Source organism: Rufibacter radiotolerans (assembly GCF_001078055.1).
GTDB classification, from domain to species: domain Bacteria; phylum Bacteroidota; class Bacteroidia; order Cytophagales; family Hymenobacteraceae; genus Nibribacter; species Nibribacter radiotolerans.
Window position 1 is genome coordinate 417,122 of record NZ_CP010777.1, and the last position, 24,747, is coordinate 441,868.

Here is a 24,747-nt window from a genome sequence, read left to right on the forward strand (position 1 = left end):
AAAGTACAGGGCCACTATCAAATTAAATTTACCTTATACTCCTCTCTTTCAGATTTTGAAACTAGCATTAGTTACCTATGAGGCCATTAACAGCTATGGCTCCATTAGCAGCGCCGAAGACGGGTTGCTCACCGATTTCCTCTCCGCCAAAGGCCTGGACATTACCCCCGAAGTATGGGACAACCCCGCCGTTAACTGGGAGCAGTATGACCTTGCTATTTTCAAATCGCCATGGGATTACTTTGACAAGTTTGCCGCCTTCCGGGCATGGCTGGACAAGATGGAAACGCAAGGCCTCCGGACCCTGAACCCCATCTCCACCGTGAAGTGGAACGCCGACAAGCACTACCTGCTGGACGTGGCCGCGGCTGGCCTGCCCATTGTGCCCACGGCCTTATTGAAGAAAGGAACAACCGTGCACCTGCACGAGTTTTTCACTCAGTTCCAGACCGAGAAGCTCATTATCAAACCCAGCGTAAGCGGCGGTGCGAAGAACACCTTTATTGTGCCCCGCGAAGAAGAGGAACTGGCCATACCCAGGCTGCAGGAACTGTTGGCGTCTGAAGATTTTCTGGTGCAGCCGTTCATGCCCCAGATTCAGGAAGAAGGGGAGTGGTCGTTTCTGTTCTTTAATGGGCACTACAGCCATTGCCTGCTTAAGTCGGCGAAGGCCGGTGATTTCAGAGTGCAGCATTTCTTTGGGGGGACCATCCATCCGCAGGAAGCACCCGCGCACCTGTTGCCCCAAGCCCAGAAACTGGTGGACCAGTTCGCCAAAGGCTGCCTCTACGCCCGCGTAGACGGCGTAGCGGTAGGCCAGGAACTGCAATTGATGGAGCTGGAGTTAATTGAGCCCTTTCTGTTCCTGCACACCAACCCGGAAGGCCTTGAGAATTACTACCGCGCCTTAATGGAAATGCTGTAAGAGATTTCTCTTGAATGCGTAATTAGAAAAGCCTTCGGGGTTTGAGCTTGTTTACTGGAAAACAGGCTCAAACCCCGAAGGCTTTTCTTTAGTTCTAAATAAGCTGTACCAAAGGCAAATATCTATTTGTTTTTGATTTTAGGTAAGTGCCTTCTTTTCTTCTGAAATGTATTCAAGTAAAGAAATGAGTATTTCTATGTTCCAGTTGTCTTTGTAATATAAGTTTAACCAAATGGAATTGTCTTTACTGTCTGTAAAAGTGAGGCGGTCAAATTTTTTGTCGAAATGAAGATTTTGCCACAAGATGAAAATTCGCTCTTTTTGAATTAAGCCTTGCTTGTGACTTATAATACCATCATCGCGTAATTGACAGCCAGCAATATTTACAAGCCTATTCTCAGACCATTCTCTAAGATTTCTTTGGAATATTCTTTGAGTTAAGGGGTCCCAAACCTTGTCTAATATTTGATTAAAAAGGTGTAAGAAATAGCGGTCACTTATACCAAGATAGCTTCTTAAGTGAATATCTATTTGATTTTTTTCGGTTTTGAAGCCAATCTGGTAGTGTTTGCCAATAGAAAACTTATAAAACTCTACACTGCTGATCCAGAACTTGAGCTCTGTGATGTCTGATTTAAGAATAGTCTGCCCATCAAACAGAATACTATCTTCATCTATGGCCAATTCTATAGTCTTTACTTCGAATGAACTGGGTTTAAGAATTTCCTTCACTTTAAGCTTGGCGTTGTTTTATTACCCAAACAGGTTAATGCTCATACCGCCGTCCACGGCAATGCATTGGCCGGTAATGTAGGCAGCAGCGGGCATGCACAGGAAGGCCACGGCCGCAGAAACATCCTCTGGGTTGCCAATGGTGCGCGAAGGGGTGCGGCTTAACACGCTTTCCAGGTATTCTGCGTTCTGAAGCACCTGCTCAGCTAGAGGGGTTCTGATGTACCAGGGCGCCACGCAGTTCACCCGTATGCCGTCTGGTGCCCACTCGCCGGCCAGGTTCTTAGAAAGCTGGATAATGGCCGCCTTGGTCATGCCGTAGATGGCGCCGGTGCGCACGTGCCCCAAACCTGCCACCGACGACACGTTCACCACATTGCCTTGCCCAGATTGCTTAAGGAGCGGGTGCGACAACCTGCAAAGATCAAACGCCGAGGTGAGGTTGGTCTGCAGCAGGTAATTATATTCCTCTGGCGTGTAGTCGCCAATTTTCTTGCGGATGTTGGTGCCTACGTTGTTCACCAGAATATCAAGCGCCCCCCACGTGTTCTCCACCAACTGAATGAGGTTATGGCGGTCGGCGGGCTGGCTGACGTCTGCCACCATGCCCGAGGCGTTCAGGCCACGGCCGCGCCAATCGGTGACGGCCTGGTTTACTTCCAGTTCCTTGCGCGCCACAATCAGGACCTCGGCCCCCAGGTTAAGTAATTCTTCCGCAATGGCGGCGCCTATGCCTTTGGTGCCTCCGGTTACCAGAGCCTTGCGGCCCTCTAAACTCCAACGGTTGTTCTGCATTTGTTCTTAATAGAAGAAGATAGAATGAAAAAGCAAGTGTACGCAGAAATTAACAGATTGCTCCATTATTGGTTGCTAGTTGTTGATTGTTCTATTGTTGATTGTCAATTGCTGACCTTAGAAAACGTGAGGGACGCGACTAAGACTTGTTTTTCTTCTGTCTCTTAGCTCTCACAAGCTTGTCGTCTATCTGATAGGAAAACAAAATAAACTGTTTAGTTTGGAACAGGAAGCACAAGAATAGACAAGCCAGCCGCCCTTGTTGGTGTTCTCACCAACAAGCTCTATAGCGGGATAAGATGGATTGGCCTTTCAGTTTGCTGGTGAAAGCACACAGCAAGGGCGATAGCTAGTGGCGGGTCCTTTGCTAAACAGTATCAAAAATCAACTATAGAGCAATCAACAAAAAATCAGAGCAACAAAAAAAACCGATCGGTGAGGATCGGCTTTTTGAAACTATAGGTAAAACTAGCTTTTGAAAGACTAGCTTCTTCTTTCTTTGATACGGGCAGCTTTACCAGAAAGGCCTCTCAGGTAGAACAGACGGGCTCTTCTAACTTTACCTCTGCGGATAACCTCAATCTTCTCGATGTTTGGAGAAAGAAGCGGGAAAATACGCTCAGTCCCGATTTGGTTAGACACTTTTCTTACCGTGAAAGTCTCGCTAACACCAGAGTTTCTGCGTTGCAATACCACGCCTTGGAATTGCTGGATACGCTCTTTGTTACCTTCACGTATTTTCACGTGAATATTCACGGTATCGCCAGCAGCAAAAGCAGGGATAGATGCACGCTTATCTGTGTATTCCTGCTCTACTAATTTGATTAAATCGCTCATGACTATAATATAGTGTCTATTTTATCTGCAAAATTCGGAGTGCAAATATAGACGTTATTTTTGTAATTGTAAATCAGTCAGTACTTTTTTTATTCTCAGCCAGTAAATCTGGCCTCAAACGCTTGGTCCGCTTCACAGCCTGGTCAAACCGCCATTCCTCTACCTTAGGTGTATTGCCAGACAACAAAATGTCCGGTACGCTACGCCCTTCAAAGTCGGCGGGCCGGGAATACACCGGGGGGGCCAGCAGGTTATCCTGGAACGAGTCTGAAAGCGCACTGCTCTCATCATTCAACACCCCAGGGATGAGCCTGATCAGGGAGTCTGCCAACACCGCCGCGGCCAGTTCACCGCCAGACAATACATAGTCTCCTATGCTAATCTCATGGGTAATGAACATATCCCGCACGCGCTGGTCCACACCTTTGTAGTGGCCACACAGAATGATTACGTTCTCCAGCAGTGACAACCGGTTGGCCATGGGCTGGTTCAGCGTCTGGCCGTCTGGGGTCATGTAGATCACGGCATCATAGCTGCGCTGGGCCTGGAGCTCCCGTATGCACTTGGCAATGGGCTCAATCATCAGGACCATGCCGGCGCCTCCGCCAAAGGCGTAGTCGTCAATCTGGCCGTGCTTGTTGATAGCGTACTTGCGCAAGTCATGCAGGTGCACCTCCACCAGGCCTTTGTCCTGTGCCCGCTTTAGAATAGAGTGGTCAAAGGGGCCGGTAAGCAGGTGAGGCTGGCAGGTGATGATATCAAACCGCGTCATCGTCATCATCTTCCTCGCCTTCCAGGGGTGGTTCTTCCACCTGGCGGTTAGAGGGTTGGGTGTAGACTTCCAGCAGGCCCTCAGGCAGGTTCACATAGATCTTGCGTTCCTCTTTGTTGGTGCGCAGCACAATCTCGTCCTGTACCGGTATCAGTACCTCGTGGCCCTGGTAGTCCATGGCCAGTAGATCCTGATTGGGCAGGTCAAAGAAGGTGCTTACCGTGCCTAGCTCGCCCAACTGCTCATCTACCACCGTGTAGCCAATCACCTCATGGAAGTAGAACTGGTCTTCTTCCAACTCGGGCAGTTGGTTCAGGGGTAGGTAAATAGCGGTGCCTTTGAGTTTCTCGGCATCGGCCACGGTTTTCACATCTTCAAACCTGATGATGCTGCGGCCGCGGTCCTGCGGGTTGAGGTCATCAATGAAAAAAGGAACCAGCTTCCCGTTTATCAACAGGAAAACTGATTCCAATTCATCGTACTCTTCCGGAAAGTCAACGTCAAAGAACGCGACCACCTGGCCTTTGGTGCCATGCGTCTTCATTATGTACCCCAGCTGAAAGCAGGCGTCTAACGTCATGGCCGGTAAAATTAAGCTTGTGCTTCTTCAGTAGCGTCAGCGGCAGGAGCCTCAGCTTCGCCTTCAGTGGCTTCACCTTCGGCGGCGGCAACTGGAGCTTCTTCTTCTACTACTGCTTCTGGCTCAGGCGTGTTTTTCAAACGGATGGCCTCTGCACGGGCAGCGTTTACTTTAGACTCAGCCTCTAAAGCAGCTTTTTGCTTAGCAGATTTTTCAGTACCTAATTTCTCTACTTTACCAGTGATTTTAGCGTCTTTGGCAGCTTTCCACTCTTGGTAACGGGCATCAGCCACGTCCTGGGTGATAGCACCTTTGGCAACACCAATCTGTAAGTGTTTTCTGAACATAACACCCGTGTAAGAAAGCATGGCTTTCACGGTGTCAGTTGGTTGCGCGCCTTTCAATACCCAATCCAACGCTTTGTCTTCGTTGAAGTTGATAGTGGCAGGGTTGGTTAATGGATTGTACGTACCCAGTTTCTCAATGAAACGACCATCACGTGGTGAACGGGCATCTGCAACTACGATATCATACATCGCAGCTTTTTTGCGGCCTCTGCGGGCCAGTCTGATTTTAACAGCCATAGTAAACTTTGTTAAAGCGCCGGAACCCGTCCGGCATTGGGGTGCAAATGTACGCACATAATTTTAAATGTGCTAACGGTTTGTGAGATGAAGATTTGAGAATGAGGAGATTTGGAAGTTAAGGGTACGTTTTAGAGCCGTTTTTCTGAAAACAGCCCTGAAACGGAAATGCGCTAAGCAGCTTTACCGGAACGGCACCAGGCTATAAGAACCACGCCCAAATAAATCGCCGGACAGAAAAAATCTCTGGGGCCGGGGAGTGGTCATGGTTTCCAGCAGAGAAGGTCCATATTGTTGCCGCACCCACGCAGGACTGTAGCCTTGCAGCCGAAGCAGGGTAGGGAAAATGTGCTCATGGCTGTAGCCCTGGCGGGTCTTTGCCGCCCTAGTGGCTCCTGACAGCTGGCCGGGGTCCCATATCCATAAAGGCACGGCGGCTTCTTGCGGGGAGGTGTCATGGACGGAGGCGTGCGTGAGGCTGAGGCCAGCCTGGGTCAGGTTCTGCCCGTGGTCTGAGGTATAGACTACCACGGTGCTGTCTGCCGGAGAAATACTGTGCATAAGCTGCCGCCAGAAATGGTCTACCGTCCAGCGCAGGGAGTTATGGTAGGTATTGAGGGTGCGTTCCGGGTCTTTGTAAATACTGCGTGGGGAAAGGACCGGGGTGAAAACGGCCGAGTCTGCCGGGTAGGTTCGGGCGTAGGGCCAGTGCGCGCCTACCTTCACCACAAACGCAAACACTTTGGTTTTTTCCTTGGCCAGCTGCGCCAGCCGATTGGCTACCCACATGTCGCGGTCATGGTAAGGCTTCTTTGGGTGCTGGTTAGCGGGGCGCTCCACGTAGTCAATGTACTTTAAGTCTTCAGGAGACATGAAATTCTGCAGTACCTCGCCGCCCTGCTGGGCATCAATGTAATAGGTAGTGTACCCTGCCTTCCGGGCAAACTGGAAGATATTTGTGCTGGAGAAGGTGTGAAAACCGGTATCGGGCAGTTCGCTCATCCGGGTACCGCTCATTAGGGCAATGTTAGAGCCGCCGCTCTGGTTGGTCATAGAGCTGGCTATGCCAAAATCCTGTATCTGCTCCCGCACCGAGTTCAAAAACGGAGTGGTCAGCAGGTGGGGGTTGTGCAGTGTCAGTTCAGTGGCGGTAATGCTTTCATCCACAATCAGGAACAAATGCGGAACGCCCTTAGCCACCGTCGACACAGGCACCGGCCGACGGACCGGTTGGGGCAAGCGGTCGGTGACGGCGGCCAGGATAGTAAGCGGCACCCGGTACGCTGCTGGAAAATCATCCACCACGCCGGTAGTACTTTTGATCTGATAAAAGATGGCACCTGCGGTAAGGGGGAAGAGAATGGCGGACCAGGGGGCGGCCCGCCAGGCTACCTTCTTTCTGGCCCAGATGATCCCTGCCGTAATGGCTAAAGCCGAAGCAAAGGCCGCCGCTACCTGCCAGTTGTAATTCTGCACCGCGGTGTCCGCCAGCGCCAAGTTGTTCCAGGCCAGCACCGCATCGGTGTACATGAAATTATAGCCCGTTACAAACCGGAAGGTAAGGCTGATGATCATGCAGGGGAGAAGAAAGGCCAGCAGGCCGTAAGCCAGTAGTTTGCTCCTGTTGAAAAGCAGCAGCAAAAGCCCGGTGAGGGAGACTCCCAGCAAGAGCAAATACTGGAGCAGATGCACCAGGCTATCCTGAAAGAGAAGGAAGGATGTGATAAAGTAAAACCGGCCGGGCCGCATCTCCACTACCAGGACAAATAAGGCCAGCACGCACCATAATAAGAAAGGAGTATGCCTCAATAAGCGGAGCCTCCTGGATTTCCTGTAACTTGCTCTCTCAACCATTAAGAACCGAAGGTAATGGAACTCGTGCAATCTGCCAATCTAAAGGACTCGCTGCCAGGGCGCATAGACCAATTAGATGTGCTGCGCGGGTTTGCCCTGTTGGGCATTGGCCTGGAGAATATCTTTTCCATGCATACGCCCAATGCGTTTTTCTCTGACTACGCCGCCAATTACGGACAAGGGCTTAACCACTTTCTGCTGCTAGGGCTCATGGTAATAGTGCGGGGAAAGTTCTACCCGATATTTTCTTTTCTGTTCGGGGCATCCGCCGCCTTAGGTCTCCCAAGCCAAGGCGCGGGGTTCTTCCTGCGGCGGTTAGGCGGTCTTTTCCTGTTAGGAGCGCTGCAGATAGTTTTTATCTGGGAAGGCGATGTGCTGGTGCAATACGTTTTCATGGGGTGCCTGCTGTTGCCTCTCAGAAACTGGAGCCCACGCGCATTGGCGGCGGCAGGAGCTTTTTTGTTGCTCTTTAGCTTTGCGGGCAGGATATGTGAACCCCCCTTAGGGGTAACTGCTCCGGAAAACCTGGCCATATATGAGACGGGTACCTTTTGGGAATTAGCCTCCTTCAGGCTTCAGGAATACCAGAAGCATATCTTTACCTGGACTGCCTTGCTGTTTTACAGCCGTATTTTCGCGTTTATGCTGTTGGGTTTTGCCTTCGCCAAAGGGAAAAGCATTCAGTGGCTGGCCTCTCCGGCGCAAGTGAGAAAAGTCTTTATGGGGCACTTGGCCATAGTGGCAGTTGTTGCGTTGCTGGTGCAGGTTGCCGGGTGGCGGGGTGGGGCTGGTCATATGCCCTGGCTAAAGGAAGTAAGCGTAGGTATTTACTTCTATGCCGCTGTGGTTTGTTTAGCCGCCTTGCCGGGTCTGCTTTGGCAACTGCCCGGGTTTCGTGCCTGCCTGGAGCCTCTCAAATATTTGGGCAAGCTCACCCTTACCCATTACCTGTTCCAGAACCTGTTGTTTAGCCTGCTGTTTTACCGGTACGGGTTGGGTTTGTTCGGGGACCTGGCGCCCTGGCAGATCTCACTCTTATACTTGGCGGTAATTAGCTTGCAACTGGCCGTGTCTAAGTGGCTTCTGCGCAAATGGAAGCAGGGCCCTGCCGAACACCTGGTGCGTTGGGTGGCCGGGAAAAAGAAGAAGGCGCCTCTTGGGTAAGAGACGCCTTCTTCTTTTCTATGGCTAAACCTTTAGGAGGGGTTACGCTCTGGCTTTCTTCAATTTAATGATGCCAATCTTATCCAAGGTCCAGATAACCGGGTAGGTAGGATCCACTTCGTACCATTTCACCCCGAAGTTTACGCGGTTAGGCAGTTTGTGGTGGTTGTTCTGGAACAACTCACCGCCGGTTAAGAAGTCAAAGAAAAGCGAGTTGCGGGACTTGTCATGGTTGTCAAAGTTCTGGTAGCCGTATTTGTGGCCAGACCAGTTCACGATCGCGCCGTGCAGAGGACCCATCAGGAAGTGCAAGGGCAACAGCAAATACATCCACCATTCCGTGGCGAAGTTGATGTAGAAAAGCACGTACCCCACGCCCCACGCCAAGCGGGAGCCCCAGTGGTCGCCTATGCTCTCCAAAGGACGCCAGGTAGGGTAGTTGCCGTCAAAACGCATCTCGGGCTCCACCCGATTGTTGAGGAAATCATTGTAGATATTTTTGGTCTTCCACATCATGGAAAACGCGTTGCCGGAGAAATGCGGGGAGTGCGGGTCGCGCTCAGTGTCTGAGAACGCATGGTGCATGCGGTGCATGATAGCATAAGCCCTGGGCGATAAGTAAGAAGAGCCCTGGCTGATGTAGGTAAGCATAAAGAAGAATTTCTCCCAGAACATGTTCATGGTGAACATTTTGTGGGCGGCATAGCGGTGCAGGTAAAACGTCTGTACAAAAAGCGACAGGTACCAATGCACTACAAAGAAGATAAGAATAATCATGCTGGGTGATCCAATTAATAAGGTGAAGTCACAAAGTAAGCGGTATCCATGAAACAGCCTTCTGGTGAATAAGTTCACAAAGCTACAACGTTGGCGGCAAACCCTGCAAAAACAGATCGTAGAAAAACCGTTTTAATGACGAAAATCATTTTCCGGGCCGGAAATGAAAATCTAGTAACTACGGTTGGAACGGCTGCCAGGCGGCAATGCCGGGAGGAAGGGCCTCTACCGTAATCCAGGTTTTAAGAATGGGGTGCTCAAAGCCAAGAGAGCGGGCATGAAGGCAGATGCTCTTGTTGGGCAGGGGCTCTGGCGCGCCGTATTTGAGGTCGCCCAGGATAGGGCATTTGAGCGAGGCAAGCTGCACCCGTATCTGGTGGGGTCTGCCGGTCACGGGCCTTACTTCCACCAGGTATTTGCCTCCTACGCTTTTGAGTAGGGAGTAACTGAGTTCGGCGCGCTGGCTGCCGGGTTTTTCCTGGGTAAGGGCTTTGGTGACGTTGCGTTCCTGGTCTTTTATCAGCCAGTGCACCAAGGTGCCGCTTTCAGGCTGCGGCGCGCGTTGGGTAATGGCCCAATAGACTTTTTCCGTTTTACGGGTCTTAAACTGCTCGTTCAGCCGGGTCAGGGCCTTGGAGGTTTTAGCGAGAAGCACCACACCGCTCACGGGCCGGTCTAGCCGATGCACCACGCCCATGAACACGTTGCCCGGTTTCTGGTATTTCTCTTTTACGTAATCCTTGGCCAGTTCTGAGAGCGGCTTATCGCCGGTCTCGTCCCCCTGCACCAACATCCCGCTCGGCTTGTTCACCACCAGCAGGTGGTTGTCTTCAAAAAGAACGTCAAGCTTGGGAGAGGGCATAAGAATAGTTGTTGGTGTTTAGTTATTAGTGATTAGTTAAGGGAACAAAGTGTGTTAGGAGAGCTTAACTGTTTTGGGGCTGTTTTGTGAAAAAGAGCCTAGAAACAGGATATCGGCGTAGCCGATTCAACAACTGGACTAGTGAACTCTCTAATCACTAATAACTAAACACTAACAACTAGTAAGCTTCTTCGGCGGAAGGGAAGTCCTGGGATTTTACGTCTTTGATGTAGCTGGTCACGGCCTCGGTGATGGTCTCATGCAGTTCGGCGTAGCGGCGCAGGAAACGGGGCTTGAATTCCTTGGTGATGCCCAGCAGGTCATGAATCACCAGCACTTGACCGTCTACATGCGGACCGGCGCCAATGCCAATGATAGGGATATGCAGCTCATCAGCCACGCGCTTGGCCAGGGCCGCCGGAATCTTTTCCAGCACAATGGCAAAGCAACCCAGTTCCTGCAGCAGGCGGGCGTCTTCCAGTAATTTATCGGCCTCGGCTTCTTCCTTGGCGCGCACAGAGTAGGTGCCAAATTTATAGATGGACTGCGGGGTTAGGCCCAGGTGGCCCATCACCGGTACGCCGGCGCTCAGGATTCGGGTCACGGAGTCTTTGATCTCCAGGCCACCCTCCAACTTCACGCCGTGGGCGCCAGACTCTTTCATGATCCTGATGGCCGAACGCAGCGCCTCAGAGGAATTACCCTGGTAAGAACCGAACGGCAAGTCTACTACCACAAAGGCGCGTTTCACGCCCCGCACCACCGAGGAGGCATGGTAGATCATCTGATCCAGGGTAATAGGCAGGGTAGTCTCATGGCCGGCCATCACGTTAGAGGCCGAGTCCCCTACCAGTAATACGTCTGTTCCGGCGGCATCCAGGAGGGTGGCCATGGAGAAGTCATAGGCGGTGAGCATGGAGATTTTCTCGCCACGCTCTTTCATGCTATGCAGCTGGTGGGTGGTAACTATTTTGACTTCGCGTTTCTGAACCGACATAACTTTTGGGTATTGGGCTTGGGCAAAGGTAAGGAGTGCGGAAATAGGAAGTAAGATTAAGAATCAGAAATTCTGATTTTCTAAATAGGTGGGTTGAATGCGTCTGGGCAAGCGCTAAAAGACCTTTTCCGTTTTAGGGCTGTTTTCAGGAAAACGGGCCTAAAACAGGAAGACCACCGTTTTGCGGTGGTCTTCCTGTTTCTAGAACTGGCGCCCGGTGGCGCTTTCGCTTCTTCGTATGCGCAGGTCCTGCAGAATAGAGGACTTGGCGTTGATGTTGATGGAGTAGCGCTGCAAGGCCCCAAACGGCACCCAGTCAATGGACATCTGCCAGCAGTGCAAATCGCGGGTAATGCCTATGTTGGTGTAGCTTAAGAGCTGGTTCTTGAAGTCATAGGTGGTGGTGTAGGTAAAGGCCCATTTGTCTGTGAGCGTGACCGACCCGTTGAAACCCGCCGAGGTGGCGTTGTTCATGAGCTTGTCGGTGAGGTTGTCTCTGGTAAAGTTAGAGGTCATGTCTACTGACAGGGTCCAGGGGATGTCAAACTCCACGTAATCTGCGGCCGTGAGGTTACGCTGCAAGGCCGGCAGGTTGGTGGTGGGCGGCGCGCCAGATTCCGCTTGCTGCTTCCTGGCCGTGGGGTTAAACTCAAAGCTGGTGTTGAAGAACACGTTCATGAGCCGTGCCGGCTTAAAACCGCCTTCCTCCAGCAGGAACTGGTTGCGGCGCTGCCCGTTCACGTAGCGGTAAGGGTCAAAAGTGGCACCGGTGGTAAAGGAAAGGGTATTGAACAGGCGGGTGCTCAGGTCAATGTTGATGTTAGACATCTTGAAAGAGTCGGCGGCGAAGTTGTAGGCCGATCTAAGCGCGAAGCGGTCCACCAGACTCACCTTTTTGTACACCCCGGCGCTGTCTGTCTTCACCTTCATCTCAATGTTGTTATCAATCCCGAAGGAGATGGCGCTGTTCAGGCCGGCGCCCGGCACGTTGCCCTCCAGCCCCTGGAACCTGGAAAGCAACTGCGTTCTGCCCAGGCTGTCTTGCTGCACCCGTTGGTAGAACCCAAATTCCTCGCGCCCAAAGTCTGGCCTGAAGTTATAGGAGATGTTAGGGGTAAGCGTGTGCCGGATGGCCTCTACTTTCTTTCCCTTGATCTGGGCAATGCCGTACAGGTTGGTGGTCAAAGACACGCCACCCTGGTACTGGTAGGTTCTCTGCAGGCCTTTGGTAGTATCAACCGCCAGGAAGGAAGAGCCAGGTATGCTTCTATAGGTATATTTTTTGGTGAACCAGCTCTCACTGTAACTCACGCCCGGGGTCAGCTTAAAGTATTTGAACAGACTGATGGTCCCCAGGGTGATAGGAATATCATGGTTGATGCTCTGGCGGCCGTTTTTCAAGATAGCAGACAGGTTGCTGCCATTTATCGCCAACACGGTGTCACGACCTCTGCCGGCAGAAAAAGGATAGCCCAGGCTTTGGCCGCTGGCCAGGTTATTGGAGACATACTGGCGGGCGTTCAGGTTATACCCTATCCGGATGCCCTCAATCCAGCGGCCGGTCAGGGTGCCGCCAAACCACTCAATAGGGCTCTGGCTGGCCACCCCAAAACTAAAGTCTGGCAGGGTAAAGCTCATCACCTGGGCTGGCACCTGCTCGCCGTTGGCGTTAAGCTGGCTTCTGGTGGTCTGGCTCTGGGAAACCGTCACCGCGTAGTTGATAGGGGAATTGGGGCTGCTCTTTCGGTAAGAGATGGTGGAGTTGAAGTTAGGCGAAAGCGACTGCCGCGGATCCAGGGAGTTACGCTGGTTGTAGAACTGGCTACCGGCGTTTACGCTGGCAGAGAACTGACCTTTGCCGGGACGTGTCACAGGGCTGTGGCTCCAGCTTATCCAAACGTCACGGGAGTCTGTGCGGTAATTGTACACCTGGTCTGTGCTACGGCCAATGCCCACGTCTTCGCTGCCTTTAATATAGGTGTGGCTCACCGAGAAATTTCCGTTGAACTTGTAGCGCTTGGTGTAGGTAGACTGCACGCGGGCGCCATAGCCCCCCAGGGAGTAGATGTCGCCGGTAATGCGCATGTCCATGTACTCATTCATGGCCCAGTAAAAACCGCCTTCACGCAGGTAGAAGCCTTGCTGGGCAGACTCACCGAAGGTAGGGATGATCACCCCTGAGCCTCTTTTGCGGGGTGAGGGGAAGAACCCGAACGGAAGCCCGATGGGCGTGGGCACATCAGCGAACACCAGATGAAAAGGCCCGGCAATGACGCGGTCATTGGGGATCACCTTCATCTTGGTGGCTTTTATGTAGAAGTGCGGGTGCTCCAGGTCACAGGTGGTGTAGCGGGCATGCCGGCCGTAGATGTTGCCTATGGAGTCGCGTTTAATGGTCTCGGCGTGAATGTAGCCTTCGCCCTGGGTGGTCACGGCGCCAATCACGCGGCCCTTCTTGGTTTTATAGTTATAGGCAATGCGCTCGGCCTGGTAGGTCTCGGCAGCGTTCTTGAAAAGAGGCTTTTTCTGGAGCACGCCCGCAGAGTCTAAAATACCGTCTGCGGTAAGGATATTGGTTTTCCAGTTGATCTGGATAAGGGCCGCGTCCAGGGAGATTTCGCCATAGTCTATATGGGCATCACCGTACAGGTACATGATCTGGTTGATGGCGTCATACCTGATGGAATCTTTGGCCTTATAATTGATAGTGGTCTCAATGGCACCGGTAGGTTTTCTTTTAACGGTGTCCTGGGTAGCTGAAGCAGGTTTAGCGGCCGGCAACACGGCGGCGGGAGCCCCGGTTGCGGTGGTGGCCCGCTTAGGCGCTACCTGGGCAGATCCCTCCTGAGCGGAGAAAAAGGCAGCCACGTAGAAAAGGGCAATTGCCAAATACTGGAGGGATCTCTTCGGATTCAAGTAAAATTTTTGTTATTTTGTTAATTAGGACAAAGTTATTAACAATAGCTTTTAACTAACGCATCTCGTGAAAAATATTGTCTCTCTCTCCGTGTTTGCTTTTTTGTTGTTTACCTCTTTCACCACTTTTGAGCGGAAGGATGTAAGAATACGAACCATTGTCATTGACGCCGGCCACGGGGGAAAGGACACGGGTTGCAACGGGGCCTCGGCCAGGGAAAAGGAGATAGCCCTGAAAGTGGCGCTGCAACTGGGCGAGCTGATTGAAACCAACCTGCCCGACGTGAAGGTGATCTTCACCCGTAAGAATGATACGTTTGTGGAGCTGATTGATAGGGCCGGCATCGCAAATAAAAACCACGCCGACCTTTTTGTCTCCATCCATTGCAACTCGGGCCCCAGCAACGCATTCGGTACCGAGACCTATACCATGGGGCTGCACAAGTCCAGCGGCAACCTGGCCGTAGCCACCCGCGAGAACTCCGTAATTCTGCAGGAAGACAACTACGAGAAGAAATACAATGGCTTCAACCCCAGCTCCCCCCAAAGTCATATTCTTTTCAGTTTATACCAGAGCGCCTACTTAGACAATAGTCTGCGGTTCGCCCAAAAGGTGGAGCAGCAGTTCAAGCACAAGGTGGGCCGCAGCAGCCGCGGGGTAAAACAGGCGGGATTCCTGGTACTCTGGAAGTCGGCTATGCCTAGCACCTTGATTGAGATTGGTTTCCTCACAAATCCAAAGGAAGAGCAGTTCCTGAACGATAAGACCAACCAATCGTATATGGCATCAGGCATCTATCGGGCTTTCAAAGAGTATAAGCAAGAGCTGGAGGCCATGAACTAACTAACCATACCCCTGTGAAATTTTCCAAAGAACTCAAAGTAGCGTTGCTGGGCATTGTAGCCCTGGTAGCGCTCTACGTGGGCTTCATGTTCCTGAAAGGGACCAATATACTTTCCTCCAACAAAACCTATTACGTTGTCTATGATTCTGTAGAAGGCCTGGCGGTTTCTAACCCCGTGCTGGTAAACGGCTATAGGGTGGGTTTGGTAAAAGAAATGAAGCTGGACCAAAAGAAAGGCAACAAAATTCTGGTCACCCTGGACATTGAGCAGGACATAGCCGTTGGGGACTCCACCATAGCCATGCTGGTAAGCTCAGACTTGTTGGGCAGCAAAGCCATTGACCTGTACATAGGCCGTAACAAACACGTATATAAAGGAGGGGAATACCTGATCCCGTACGTGAAGCAAAGCATCACGGACATGCTTTCAGCGAGGGCTATGCCGGTGCTGGGTACCGTAGACTCTACCCTGCAGCGCCTGAACATGTTCCTGGACAAGGACGCCAAACGCAGCATCCAATCCATCTTACTGAACGCCGAGGCTACCTCTGCCACCCTAAAGGCGATCACTTTGGCCAACCAGGGGAACATTAATGAGATTACCTCCAACCTGGCGCGGCTTACCTCGGCGTTGCGGGGCACAGAATCTAAGTTCAACCAGCTGGCCAATAACCTCAACACCATCACAGACACCCTGGACGTGGAGTCTATGAACCGGGCCATCAGGGGGCTGGACAGTACCATCACGCAGGCGCAACTGGCCATGCAGCGTATTAACCAAAACAACGGGAGCCTGGGCAAACTCATGAACGATGACTCGCTCTACAGTAACCTCAACGCCTCCAGCGCCAGCCTGAACGAGCTTTTGATAGACCTCAAGGCCAACCCCAAACGCTACGTGCATTTCTCCCTGATTGGCGGCGGCACCAAAGTGAAGGAGGCCAAGACCGTGAAAGAGGCTGTAAAGGTGAAAAAGGCAGATACTGTAGAAAAGGCCGGTACCGTAGACCAGTAACCTTAACCTACGCCACTTAAAACCCGTTTTAGACCTGTTTTGCAGAAAACAAGCCTAAAACGGGTTTTTCATTTTAGGGCCGTATAAAGTATTCACCTAACAAGTGTTAGGCAAGCCTGTTTTTGCTATATTTGTACAGCACACATACCCACCACCAACCTAACCAAACAGCAATTCCTCCCGCATGGATTTAGAATTCAACAAGAACGAAGACAGTCTTAAACAGCTTTCCTTCCAACTCAAGAGCAGACACAGCAAAGTAGCGCTGGGCGGTGGCGAGAAAGCCATTGCCAAGCAGCACGAGAAAGGCAAACTCACCGCCCGTGAACGCATTAAGTACCTGCTGGATGAGGATTCTGAGTTTCTGGAGATTGCCACCTTTGCCGGTGAGGGCATGTACCAGGAGTATGGCGGCTGCCCGGGCGGTGGGGTGGTGGCCGGTATTGGCTACGTGAAAGGGCGCCAATGTATGGTGGTGGCCAATGACGCCACTGTGAAAGCGGGCGCCTGGTTTCCTATCACAGCCAAAAAGAACCTGCGTGCCCAGGAGATAGCCCTGGAGAACCGCCTGCCGGTTATTTACCTGGTAGACAGCGCCGGCGTATTTTTGCCCATGCAAGACGAGATCTTCCCGGATAAAGAGCACTTTGGGCGCATGTTCAGGAACAACGCCATCATGAGTTCTGAGGGCATCGTGCAAATCTCGGCCATTATGGGTTCCTGCGTGGCGGGCGGCGCGTATTTGCCTATCATGAGCGACGAGGCCATGATTGTGGAAGGCACCGGCTCCATTTTCCTGGCCGGTTCTTACCTAGTGAAGGCCGCCATCGGTGAGACCATTGACAACGAAACGTTAGGCGGCGCCTCTACCCACTCAGAGATCTCGGGCGTGACCGACTATAAATTTGAGACCGACCAGGAGTGCCTGGACCATATCCGGAACATCTTTGACAAGATGGGCGAGAACCCTAAGGCCGGTTTCAGCCGCGTAACCTCGGCAGCCCCTAAGCTGGACCCCAAGGAGATTTACGGCCTGCTACCCCAGGACCGCGTAAAGCCCTATGACATGATGGACATCATCAATCGTCTGGTAGACAACTCTGAGTTTGAGCCTTACAAAGACCTGTACGGGCAGAGCCTGATCTGCGGCCTGGCCCGCATAGACGGCTGGGCCGTGGGTATTGTGGCCAACCAGCGAAAGATTGTCAAGAACAAGAAAGGCGAGATGCAGATGGGCGGCGTGATCTACTCAGACAGCGCAGACAAAGCGGCCCGCTTTATCATGAACTGCAACCAGAAGAAAATTCCGTTGGTGTTTTTGCAAGACGTGTCTGGCTTTATGGTAGGCAGCAAAGCCGAGCACGGCGGCATTATCAAGGACGGCGCCAAAATGGTGAATGCCATGAGCAACAGCGTGGTGCCCAAGTTCACCATCTTAATAGGCAACAGCTATGGCGCGGGTAATTATGCCATGTGCGGCAAGGCCTATGACCCGCGTTTGATCTTCGCCTGGCCCACGGCCCAGTTGGCGGTGATGAGCGGCGCCTCAGCGGCCAAGACCTTGCTCCAGATCCAGGTGGCTTCGCTTAAATCTAAAGGCGAGGTGATTACCCCTGAGGCCGAGAAAGAGCTGCTGGACAAGATCACTGCCCGCTACAATGAGCAGTTGAGCCCGTACTACGCGGCGGCCCGCCTCTGGGTAGACGGCATCATTGATCCCCTGGAAACCCGCAAGGTCATTTCTATGGGCATTGAGGCAGCTAACCACGCACCTATCACCAAGCCTTTCAACGTGGGCGTGATCCAAACCTGATTTTAATTAGGAATTAGGAATTAAGAATTAGGAATGGAAAAAGCTGGGCACGAGCTGAGCCTTTTGCGTAAAAGCAGGGGAGGGCCGGGGTAGAACGCGTTTTGGGGCTACTTTTAGAAAAACAGGCCCAAAACGTATTTGCCGGTTTATGGCTGCCCACGTGGGAAAGACAAAATTGGCAGAGACGTTTTCACCCACAGATTCAGCAGAATCCATTCTTAATTCCTAATTTTAGATTCTTAATTAAAGAGTTTTGACCAACAAAGAACTAAAGGCGCTTATCTCACTGCTGGACGATGAAGACCCCGGGGTGGTAGAGCATGTGCAGCGGAAAATAGTGGAGCTGGGGGAAACCATCACCCCTTTTCTGGAAGAGGCCTGGGAGGAAAGCCTGGACCCCGACCACCAGAAAAAGCTGGAAGACCTGATCCATGACCTTCAGTTTGAGGCCCTCTTGCGGCGCATGAAAGCCTGGAAAGAAGAAGGCGCCTCTGACCTGCTGTACGGTATGTGGTTGGTGAACACCTACCAGTACCCGGACGTGAGCCTGGAGCAACTCAAGCAGACCCTTGCCGAACTCTATTATGAGGCCTGGGTGAACGTACGCCCCGAGATGCACCCCTATGACCAGGTCAAGGCCCTCAACCACGTGCTCTTCAAGCTGCACCACTTCGGGGCCAATACCAAGAACTTCCATGCGCCGGCCAACTCCATGCTCAACCAGGTGCTGGAAAGCAAACGCGGGAACCCCTTGACGCTGTGCGTGATCTATATGACCCTGGCGCAGAAGCTGGGCCTGCCCGTGTATGGCGTGAACCTGCCCAACCTGTTCATTCTTACCTTTAAAGGCGACGTGCTTCCGCAGTTCTACATTAACGTGTACAACCGGGGCCTAATCCTGTCTAAAAGCGATATTGATAATTACCTGCTGCAACTCAACCTCAACCCCATTGACATTTTCTATGAGCCCTGTGAGCCCATTGACATTGTGCGGCGGGCCCTGCGCAACCTCTCCCTTTCGTATGAGAAACTGAACGAACTGGAGAAGGCCACCGAGATTGAGAAACTGCTGGATGTACTGGGCGTGGAACCCACTACTTCCCACAGAACCAGTGAAGAAGCCGGCGAAGACGAAGAAGGTACTGAAGACGGAGATTTCACAGACGAGGAGGACGAATAGCGTTTTGAGCCTGTTTTGGTGAAAACACCCCTAAAACAGAAATAACCCATACCCACAGCAGAAGGTCGCCCGGCAACAGGCGACCTTCTGCTTTTTCTGTTCCCCTGTTTTAAGCCTGTTTTTGGGAAAACAAGTCCGAAACAGGTGATTCATTTGCGCATCTTTCTATCTTTAGCGCTTCATTTACAGCAGCATGATACAGAAGAGTACCCGCTTAGATAACGTTTTCTACGAGATTAGAGGTCCCATCTTTGAGAAGGCCATGGACCTGGAGAAGCAAGGCTACCGCATTACTCGCCTCAACATTGGTAACCCGGCGCCCTTCGGGTTTGACGCCCCAGATGAGATTGTGCATGACATGATTGTGAACCTGCGCAACGCCCAGGGCTACACAGATTCCAAGGGGATATTCGCGGCCCGCAAGGCCGTCATGCACTACGCGCAAAGCAAACACATACAAGACGTAACAGTAGAAGACATTATTATAGGCAACGGCGTGAGTGAGCTTATCCTCATGGCCATGCAGGCGCTGCTCAACCCCGACGACGAGATCCTGATCCCCTCGCCGGACTACCCGCTCTGGACCGCTGCCGTGAACCTCTCGGGCGGTAAGGCGGTGCATTATGTCTGTGACGAAGCCTCAGACTGGTACCCAGACCTGGCGGACATAGAAAGCAAGATCACCCCGCGTACCAAAGGCCTGGTACTCATTAACCCCAACAACCCCACTGGCGCCGTGTACCCCTCCGAGGTGCTGGATGCCATAGTGCGGCTAGCCGAAAGGCACCAGTTGATTGTGTTCTCAGATGAGATCTATGACAAGATCCTGTATGACGGCACGGTGCACCACTCCACGGCCGCCTTATCCAATGAGGTACTGTTTCTCACCTTCGGGGGGCTGTCCAAGAACTACCGGGCCGCTGGATTTAGGGCGGGGTGGGTGATCATCAGTGGCAAAAAACACGTGGCCAAGTCGTACATAGAAGGGTTGAACGCCCTGGCCAGCATGCGCCTGTGCAGCAACGCGCCTGCCCAGTTCGCCATCCAGACGGCCTTGGGCGGTTACCAGAGCATCAATGACCTGGTGTTGCCTAGCGGCAGGCTGCACAAGCAGCGGGAGGTATGTTATGAGAAACTGACGGCCATACCTGGTATTACCTGCGTTAAGCCTACAGGGGCGTTCTATATGTTCCCGAAGATTGATACGCGTAAATTCAACATCGTCTCAGACGAGAAACTGGTACTGGATCTGCTCATTGACCAGCACGTGCTGCTGGTGCAGGGCTCGGGGTTCAACTGGAAACAGCCCGACCACTTCCGGGTAGTGTACCTGCCCACGGTAGAAGAACTGACCACCACGCTAGACAAGCTCCGGCAGTTTCTAGCGGATTATGACCAAAGTCTGCTAGACGAATAAAGGGTGGTGTTTTGGGCCTGTTTTCAGAAAAACAGGCCCAAAACACCACCCTTTGAAATTATCTTAAGCTACGTTGTCAGGCGTTAAGCCGGCACGTACTGCAGAAAGCTAAGGTTCTCTTCGCGCAGCGTATTATTAGCCATTTCTGAGAGATTGTTGGCCGTCACGGCTTTGATCTGGGCAAAAATATCATTGAGGCCTTCAATGGTGTTCAGGTCCAGAATGCTCTTGCCCATCATCATCATAAAGCCCATGTTGCTTTCCTCGGCCATGGCCAATTGCCCCATCAATTGCTCTTTGGCCGTGTGTAACTGCACAGAGCCCATGGGTTTCTCGCGCAGCAGTTTCATCTCCTTCAAGACCAGGCCAATGGTGCGCTTGAGTTGCTTTTTCTCGGTGCCAAAGTAAATCCCAAACAGACCGGTGTCTATATAGGTAGAGTAATTGGCATCAATGGTGTAGACCAGGCCGTGCTTTTCACGGACGGCCAGGTTCAGGCGGGAGTTCATGCCAGGCCCGCCCAGAATGTTCACCAGCATGAAGAAAGTAAGCCGGCGCGGGTCAGAGAGCGGGTAGGCCGGGCAACCAATCACGCAGTGCGCCTGCTGAATGGCCTTCTCCACCTCCAGAGTCTGAGGCGTGTAGCTGTCAAAGGTAAGCCGCTGGCGGGGCTGGGTTTTCTCGGGTACCTGCCCAAGGTATTTCTCGGCTAGCTTTACCACGCGGGCAAGAGGCCAGTTGCTCACCGAGCAGAACACCAGCTTATCGGTGCTGAGGTTGCGGGCAATAAAGGCCTGGAAATTCTCGCGGGTAAAGCCGCTCACGCTCTCGCGGGTGCCCAGAATGTTGTAGCCAAGGGGGTGGTTCTTGAACACGACGCTGTCAAACTCGTCAATGATGGCGTCCTCGGGGGTGTCCAGGTACATGGCCATCTCCTCCAGAATCACGCCGCGCTCCTTCTCAATCTCCTTGGTAGGGAAGGTGGAGTTAAACGTGATGTCGGTGAGCAGCTCAAAGGCTTTCTCAAAGTGGTTCTCCAGCACCGAGGCGTAGAAGCTGATCTTCTCCTTGGTGGTATAGGCGTTGAGTTCGCCGCCCACGCTTTCCAGCCGGTTGAGAATATGGAACGACTTCCGTTTCTGGGTACCTTTAAAGGCCATGTGCTCCCAGAAGTGGGCCAGGCCCTGCTCATGCGGTAACTCGTCACGGGAGCCAATGTCCATCATAAAACCGCAGTGCGCGATTTTGGTATGAGGCACCTGCTTGTGCAGCACTCTAATGCCGTTGGCTAAGGTATGGATATGGTAATCAGGTAATTTCGTCAAAGTCAATCTTTTTTATCAAGGGATAAACCCACTTGTCTATGGTTTGTTTTTCAACCGTGGCAAGCAGCCTGCAAAGGTACGGAGGAAAGATGTGAAACGGATGAATTTTAGGAAGTCGGGGTTACCTGTTAAGGTTTTTATACCTAACCCCACCAAAAGGCTGCGTATATCTGATAATGAGAAAGAGATTACTGCAATATGTCCGTAAGTACTACAATCTGGTCATCAAGAGTATAGCCTTCTATCCGGCGCTCATTTCATTGGCTTTTCTGTTGGTGTCCTACCTCATGCTTACCATTGATTTCTCGCCTTACGGGAAATCCATAAAAAGCCAGTGGGATTTCCTGACCCTTAAAGACGCCAGCACTGCCCGCACCATTGCCGCCACCATTGCCGCCGGCATTTTGTCTTTGACAGTATTTAGCTTCTCCATGGTGATGATCATGCTGAACCAGGCGGCTTCCAATATGAGCAACCGGGTGTTGGACAGTATGATAGGCAACCGGTTTCAGCAATGGGTGCTGGGGTTTTACATAGGAACCATTGTGTACGCCCTGTTTCTGCTGAGCACCATACGTGATATTGATTCAGGAATCTATGTGCCGGCCTTAAGCGTGTACCTGCTCATTCTGCTCACCGTGGTAGATATTTTCCTGTTTATCTATTTCCTCCATTACGTGACCCAGTCTGTAAAATATGAGGTCATTATAGAGCGCATTCATAGGCAAACCCGGCAAAAACTGGAGCAGCAACTCCCGCTCAGGCAAGTCCCTGGTGAGGTGCTTCCGCTTTTAGTGCAGGCCCACGAGGTGAAAATGCTGACCTCGGGGTACTTTCAGGGGTTTGACCATAAACGGCTGGTGGAGTACAGCGCCCGGAAGAACTGGATTTTTGCTTTTCTGTACCCGGTGGGAACGTTCATCCTGCAGGGAAGACCCTTTGCGAAGGTTCTCTCCCCGCAGCCCATTACCCATGAGGAATACGACCAAATTCAGCTGCTTGTAGACTTTTACCGAGGCGAACCCATAGCCAGTAATCCCCTGTATGGCTGTAAACAGTTGGTAGAAGTAGCAATTAAAGCCCTAAGTCCCGGCATTAACGATCCGGGTACGGCTGTTCTGAGTTTGCATGTATTAGTAGATCTGCTTTCTTTTTACCTCACGCACTTTTCGCACCACCTCTTTTATGATGAGGAAGGCGGGCTACGCATTGTCACGGAAGAGACTACCTTCCAGGAGATATTCCAGAGCACGCTGCTTCCCATCTGGGATTATGGCAAAGAAGACAGAATTCTGAGAGAGGCCATGGAGCAGATCCTGAAGCAATTGCTGGAACAAGTCCCTGAAGGAGAGAACAAAGAAGTGATTAACGCGCTCTGGCTGCGGGTAAGGGCGCAGGAGGCAATGCAACCATATTAGCCAGAAGAAAGCAACCATAGCACACGCCCCCGAAGAAAGTTTAGTGGCTATAACAACTCATTATGGAAAAAGTATTTTTTGACAGTTGGGAAAGTGTTCTCAGGACCTTGATCATAGGTGTGCTGGCCTATGCGGTGCTGGTGCTGCAGTTAAGGGTGTCAGGCAAAAGGACCCTCTCAAAGATGAACGCCTTTGACTTTATAGTAACCGTAGCATTGGGCTCCACGCTGGCCACGGTATTGCTGTCTAAAGACGTCGCCTTATTAGATGGCCTTCTGGCTTTTGGGTTATTGATCCTGTTGCAGTTTGTCATAACCTGGCTTTCTGTAAGGCATGCCGCCATTAGTGATTTGGTAAAGGCCAAACCTGTATTACTCCTGTTCCAGGGTAATTATCTTTGGGAAGCCATGAAAGCAGAACGCATTACCAAAGAGGAGATTCTGGCCGCCATGCGGAGCCAGGGAATAAGCGCCGTAGAAGAAGTGGGGGCCGTAGTGCTGGAAACCGAAGGCAGCCTTAGTATTATCAAAAAAATAGAAGGCAATGAGAGCAGTGTGCTGGAAGACGTAAGCAAAAGGGAGGCCTAAAAAGTGGCTTGCATGGTCTCAAAAACCACTGTCTGAGGTTTATGCCAAGTGAATACCTGTTCATGTTACCCCGCAAACACCTGCTCGTACAGCCTATGCAGCTGCGGAATAGTGACACCCGGCCGGAATATTTGGGCGTGTTCCAGGCCTTGCTTCACCATCATTTTCTGCCGGTCTGGGCTGGAGAGGATATCCTGAATGGCCTGGGCCATGGCCTCGGGGTCAGTAGGGGAGACGTACCGGGAGCCAGATCCGCCGGCCTCAGAAAAGCAGGAGCCGGTAGAGGTAATCACAGGCACGCCACTGTTCAAGGCCTCCACAATAGGTATCCCGAAGCCTTCAAAGATAGACGGGTACACAAAAAGGGTAGTCAACTGGTAAATGATAGGCAACTCCTGAAACGGGATGTAGGGCAGAAACAGGACCTTTTCCTCCAGGCGGTGCTGGGCAATAAAAGCCTGCATCTCTTTGTAATACTCGGTCTTGCGCCCGATGAATACCAGCGGGACCGGTGCCCCGGCGGCATGCCAACCTTGCAGCAGATGCAGTTGGTTCTTCCGACGTTCCAGGGTGCCTACGCACAGGATAAACTCCTGGGGCAACCTATACTTTTCCCGCACCGCGTTTTGGGCCTCTTTTTCCGGAATCAGCTGAAAAACAGGGTCACAGTCCTGGTACACCACCTGCACCTTGTCACGGCCCACCCCGAAAAATTCCTCCAGATCCTGGGCTGTCTGCTCACTTATGGCCACAATCTGGTGCGCCATGTCACAGGCGTCTTTGAACTTTTTGCGGTAAATGTAGCGGTCAATGGTAGGGTAGAGTTCGGGAAACCTAAGAAAGATAAGATCATGGATGGTGACCACCAGTTTGGTGCGGTCGCGGTCCAGGCCGTAAGGCAGCTCATTGCTGAGGCCGTGGTACACCTGCACCCCGTGCTTGGGCAGGGCAGCCCGCAGCCCGAAGGTGCGCCACAGAGAAGAGAAGCGCTTGCCCAGCCCGTCCGGCTGCACCACCTGGGTCTTGGCCACCGGCGGGAAAAAGTCTTTGAAAATCTCTTTCCGGCGGGGCGTGAACAGGGCGTACTCCTCCTGGGGGAAGTGCGTCATCATACCCGAGATGACAAAGCGGCTGTAGTTTCCCAGGCCAGAGGTATTGGTAAAGGCGCGCTTGGCGTCGTATCCTATCTTCATAAAGCAATTGCAAGGTAGGCTTATTTCTCTTTTTCTGCCACGTCTTCTTCTCCTTTCCCTGGTATCTTTTATCACCCACCGGTAAAGCAGCCAGAAAAAATAATTTAATAAACTAAAACTTTAGTTTGAAAACTAAGTAATTAGTTATATGTTTGAGCA

General features: G+C 52.0%; 22 protein-coding genes. 9 read left to right on the forward strand and 13 right to left on the reverse strand.

What is annotated here, in order from left to right:
- Window positions 1-55: 55 nt before the first annotated feature.
- On the forward strand, window positions 56-925 hold the full coding sequence (locus TH63_RS01760; protein WP_048919415.1) for an ATP-grasp domain-containing protein: 870 nt from the start codon (window positions 56-58) through the stop codon (window positions 923-925).
- Window positions 926-1,063: 138 nt separating this feature from the next.
- Here TH63_RS01760 and TH63_RS01765 read toward each other — a convergent pair whose 3' ends face one another.
- The 7 genes from TH63_RS01765 to TH63_RS01795 form a co-directional block, all read right to left on the reverse strand.
- Window positions 1,064-1,609, reverse strand: a complete 546-nt coding sequence (locus tag TH63_RS01765) for a hypothetical protein (RefSeq protein WP_197088618.1) — start codon at window positions 1,607-1,609, stop codon at window positions 1,064-1,066.
- Window positions 1,610-1,678: 69 nt separating this feature from the next.
- A complete protein-coding gene (locus TH63_RS01770) occupies window positions 1,679-2,452 on the reverse strand; it encodes an SDR family oxidoreductase (RefSeq protein ID WP_048919417.1) in 774 nt (257 codons plus the stop codon).
- 483 nt (window positions 2,453-2,935) lie between these two features.
- Window positions 2,936-3,289: a 50S ribosomal protein L19 gene (rplS, locus tag TH63_RS01775; protein WP_048919418.1), complete on the reverse strand. Its 354-nt coding sequence runs from the start codon at window positions 3,287-3,289 to the stop codon at window positions 2,936-2,938.
- 73 nt (window positions 3,290-3,362) lie between these two features.
- Window positions 3,363-4,061: a tRNA (guanosine(37)-N1)-methyltransferase TrmD gene (gene trmD / locus TH63_RS01780; protein ID WP_048919419.1), complete on the reverse strand. Its 699-nt coding sequence runs from the start codon at window positions 4,059-4,061 to the stop codon at window positions 3,363-3,365.
- Window positions 4,048-4,641 carry a ribosome maturation factor RimM gene (gene rimM / locus TH63_RS01785; RefSeq protein ID WP_048919420.1) on the reverse strand — a complete coding sequence of 198 codons (594 nt, stop codon included), beginning with the start codon at window positions 4,639-4,641 and terminating at the stop codon, window positions 4,048-4,050. Before rimM ends, trmD begins: the two co-directional genes overlap by 14 nt.
- A gap of 11 nt (window positions 4,642-4,652) precedes the next feature.
- The gene (locus TH63_RS01790; RefSeq protein WP_048919421.1) at window positions 4,653-5,225 is read right to left on the reverse strand and encodes a 30S ribosomal protein S16; all 573 of its coding nucleotides are present in this window, start codon (window positions 5,223-5,225) and stop codon (window positions 4,653-4,655) included.
- A gap of 183 nt (window positions 5,226-5,408) precedes the next feature.
- Entirely contained in the window at window positions 5,409-7,004 is a 1,596-nt protein-coding gene (locus tag TH63_RS01795; protein ID WP_048919422.1) for a sulfatase-like hydrolase/transferase, read from the reverse strand.
- 90 nt (window positions 7,005-7,094) lie between these two features.
- Between TH63_RS01795 and TH63_RS01800 the strand changes: the two genes are divergently transcribed.
- Window positions 7,095-8,243, forward strand: coding sequence for a DUF418 domain-containing protein (locus TH63_RS01800; RefSeq protein WP_048919423.1), 1,149 nt, complete (start codon window positions 7,095-7,097; stop codon window positions 8,241-8,243).
- A gap of 42 nt (window positions 8,244-8,285) precedes the next feature.
- Here the strand turns inward: TH63_RS01800 and TH63_RS01805 are convergent, their stop codons facing one another.
- From TH63_RS01805 to TH63_RS01820, 4 genes are all read right to left on the reverse strand, one after another.
- The gene (locus TH63_RS01805) at window positions 8,286-9,020 is read right to left on the reverse strand and encodes an acyl-CoA desaturase (protein ID WP_048919424.1); all 735 of its coding nucleotides are present in this window, start codon (window positions 9,018-9,020) and stop codon (window positions 8,286-8,288) included.
- Between the two features lie 178 nt (window positions 9,021-9,198).
- The gene (locus tag TH63_RS01810) at window positions 9,199-9,882 is read right to left on the reverse strand and encodes an RluA family pseudouridine synthase (protein WP_048919425.1); all 684 of its coding nucleotides are present in this window, start codon (window positions 9,880-9,882) and stop codon (window positions 9,199-9,201) included.
- A gap of 178 nt (window positions 9,883-10,060) precedes the next feature.
- Window positions 10,061-10,879, reverse strand: a complete 819-nt coding sequence (panB, locus tag TH63_RS01815) for a 3-methyl-2-oxobutanoate hydroxymethyltransferase (protein WP_048919426.1) — start codon at window positions 10,877-10,879, stop codon at window positions 10,061-10,063.
- A gap of 201 nt (window positions 10,880-11,080) precedes the next feature.
- Window positions 11,081-13,768, reverse strand: coding sequence for a putative LPS assembly protein LptD (locus TH63_RS01820; protein ID WP_197088619.1), 2,688 nt, complete (start codon window positions 13,766-13,768; stop codon window positions 11,081-11,083).
- Between the two features lie 94 nt (window positions 13,769-13,862).
- Between TH63_RS01820 and TH63_RS01825 the strand changes: the two genes are divergently transcribed.
- The 5 genes from TH63_RS01825 (at window position 13,863) to TH63_RS01845 (ending at window position 20,065) form a co-directional block, all read left to right on the forward strand.
- A complete protein-coding gene (locus tag TH63_RS01825; protein ID WP_048919428.1) occupies window positions 13,863-14,639 on the forward strand; it encodes an N-acetylmuramoyl-L-alanine amidase family protein in 777 nt (258 codons plus the stop codon).
- A 14-nt stretch (window positions 14,640-14,653) separates the two neighbouring features.
- Window positions 14,654-15,655, forward strand: coding sequence for an MlaD family protein (locus TH63_RS01830; RefSeq protein WP_053093719.1), 1,002 nt, complete (start codon window positions 14,654-14,656; stop codon window positions 15,653-15,655).
- Window positions 15,656-15,839: 184 nt separating this feature from the next.
- On the forward strand, window positions 15,840-17,468 hold the full coding sequence (locus TH63_RS01835) for an acyl-CoA carboxylase subunit beta (RefSeq protein WP_048919429.1): 1,629 nt from the start codon (window positions 15,840-15,842) through the stop codon (window positions 17,466-17,468).
- Window positions 17,469-17,721: 253 nt separating this feature from the next.
- On the forward strand, window positions 17,722-18,648 hold the full coding sequence (locus tag TH63_RS01840) for a transglutaminase-like domain-containing protein (RefSeq protein WP_076606379.1): 927 nt from the start codon (window positions 17,722-17,724) through the stop codon (window positions 18,646-18,648).
- Window positions 18,649-18,841: 193 nt separating this feature from the next.
- Window positions 18,842-20,065, forward strand: coding sequence for a pyridoxal phosphate-dependent aminotransferase (locus TH63_RS01845; RefSeq protein ID WP_048919430.1), 1,224 nt, complete (start codon window positions 18,842-18,844; stop codon window positions 20,063-20,065).
- Between the two features lie 83 nt (window positions 20,066-20,148).
- On the opposite strand, the gene TH63_RS01850 is transcribed toward TH63_RS01845, so the two are convergent.
- Window positions 20,149-21,390: a M16 family metallopeptidase gene (locus TH63_RS01850; RefSeq protein WP_231583530.1), complete on the reverse strand. Its 1,242-nt coding sequence runs from the start codon at window positions 21,388-21,390 to the stop codon at window positions 20,149-20,151.
- 176 nt (window positions 21,391-21,566) lie between these two features.
- On the opposite strand from TH63_RS01850, the gene TH63_RS01855 reads away from it, so the two are divergent.
- Window positions 21,567-22,808, forward strand: a complete 1,242-nt coding sequence (locus tag TH63_RS01855; protein WP_048919432.1) for a DUF2254 domain-containing protein — start codon at window positions 21,567-21,569, stop codon at window positions 22,806-22,808.
- Between the two features lie 62 nt (window positions 22,809-22,870).
- Entirely contained in the window at window positions 22,871-23,395 is a 525-nt protein-coding gene (locus tag TH63_RS01860) for a DUF421 domain-containing protein (RefSeq protein ID WP_048919433.1), read from the forward strand.
- Window positions 23,396-23,460: 65 nt separating this feature from the next.
- On the opposite strand, the gene TH63_RS01865 is transcribed toward TH63_RS01860, so the two are convergent.
- Entirely contained in the window at window positions 23,461-24,588 is a 1,128-nt protein-coding gene (locus TH63_RS01865) for a glycosyltransferase family 4 protein (RefSeq protein WP_048922520.1), read from the reverse strand.
- Between the last annotated feature and the right edge of the window lie 159 nt (window positions 24,589-24,747).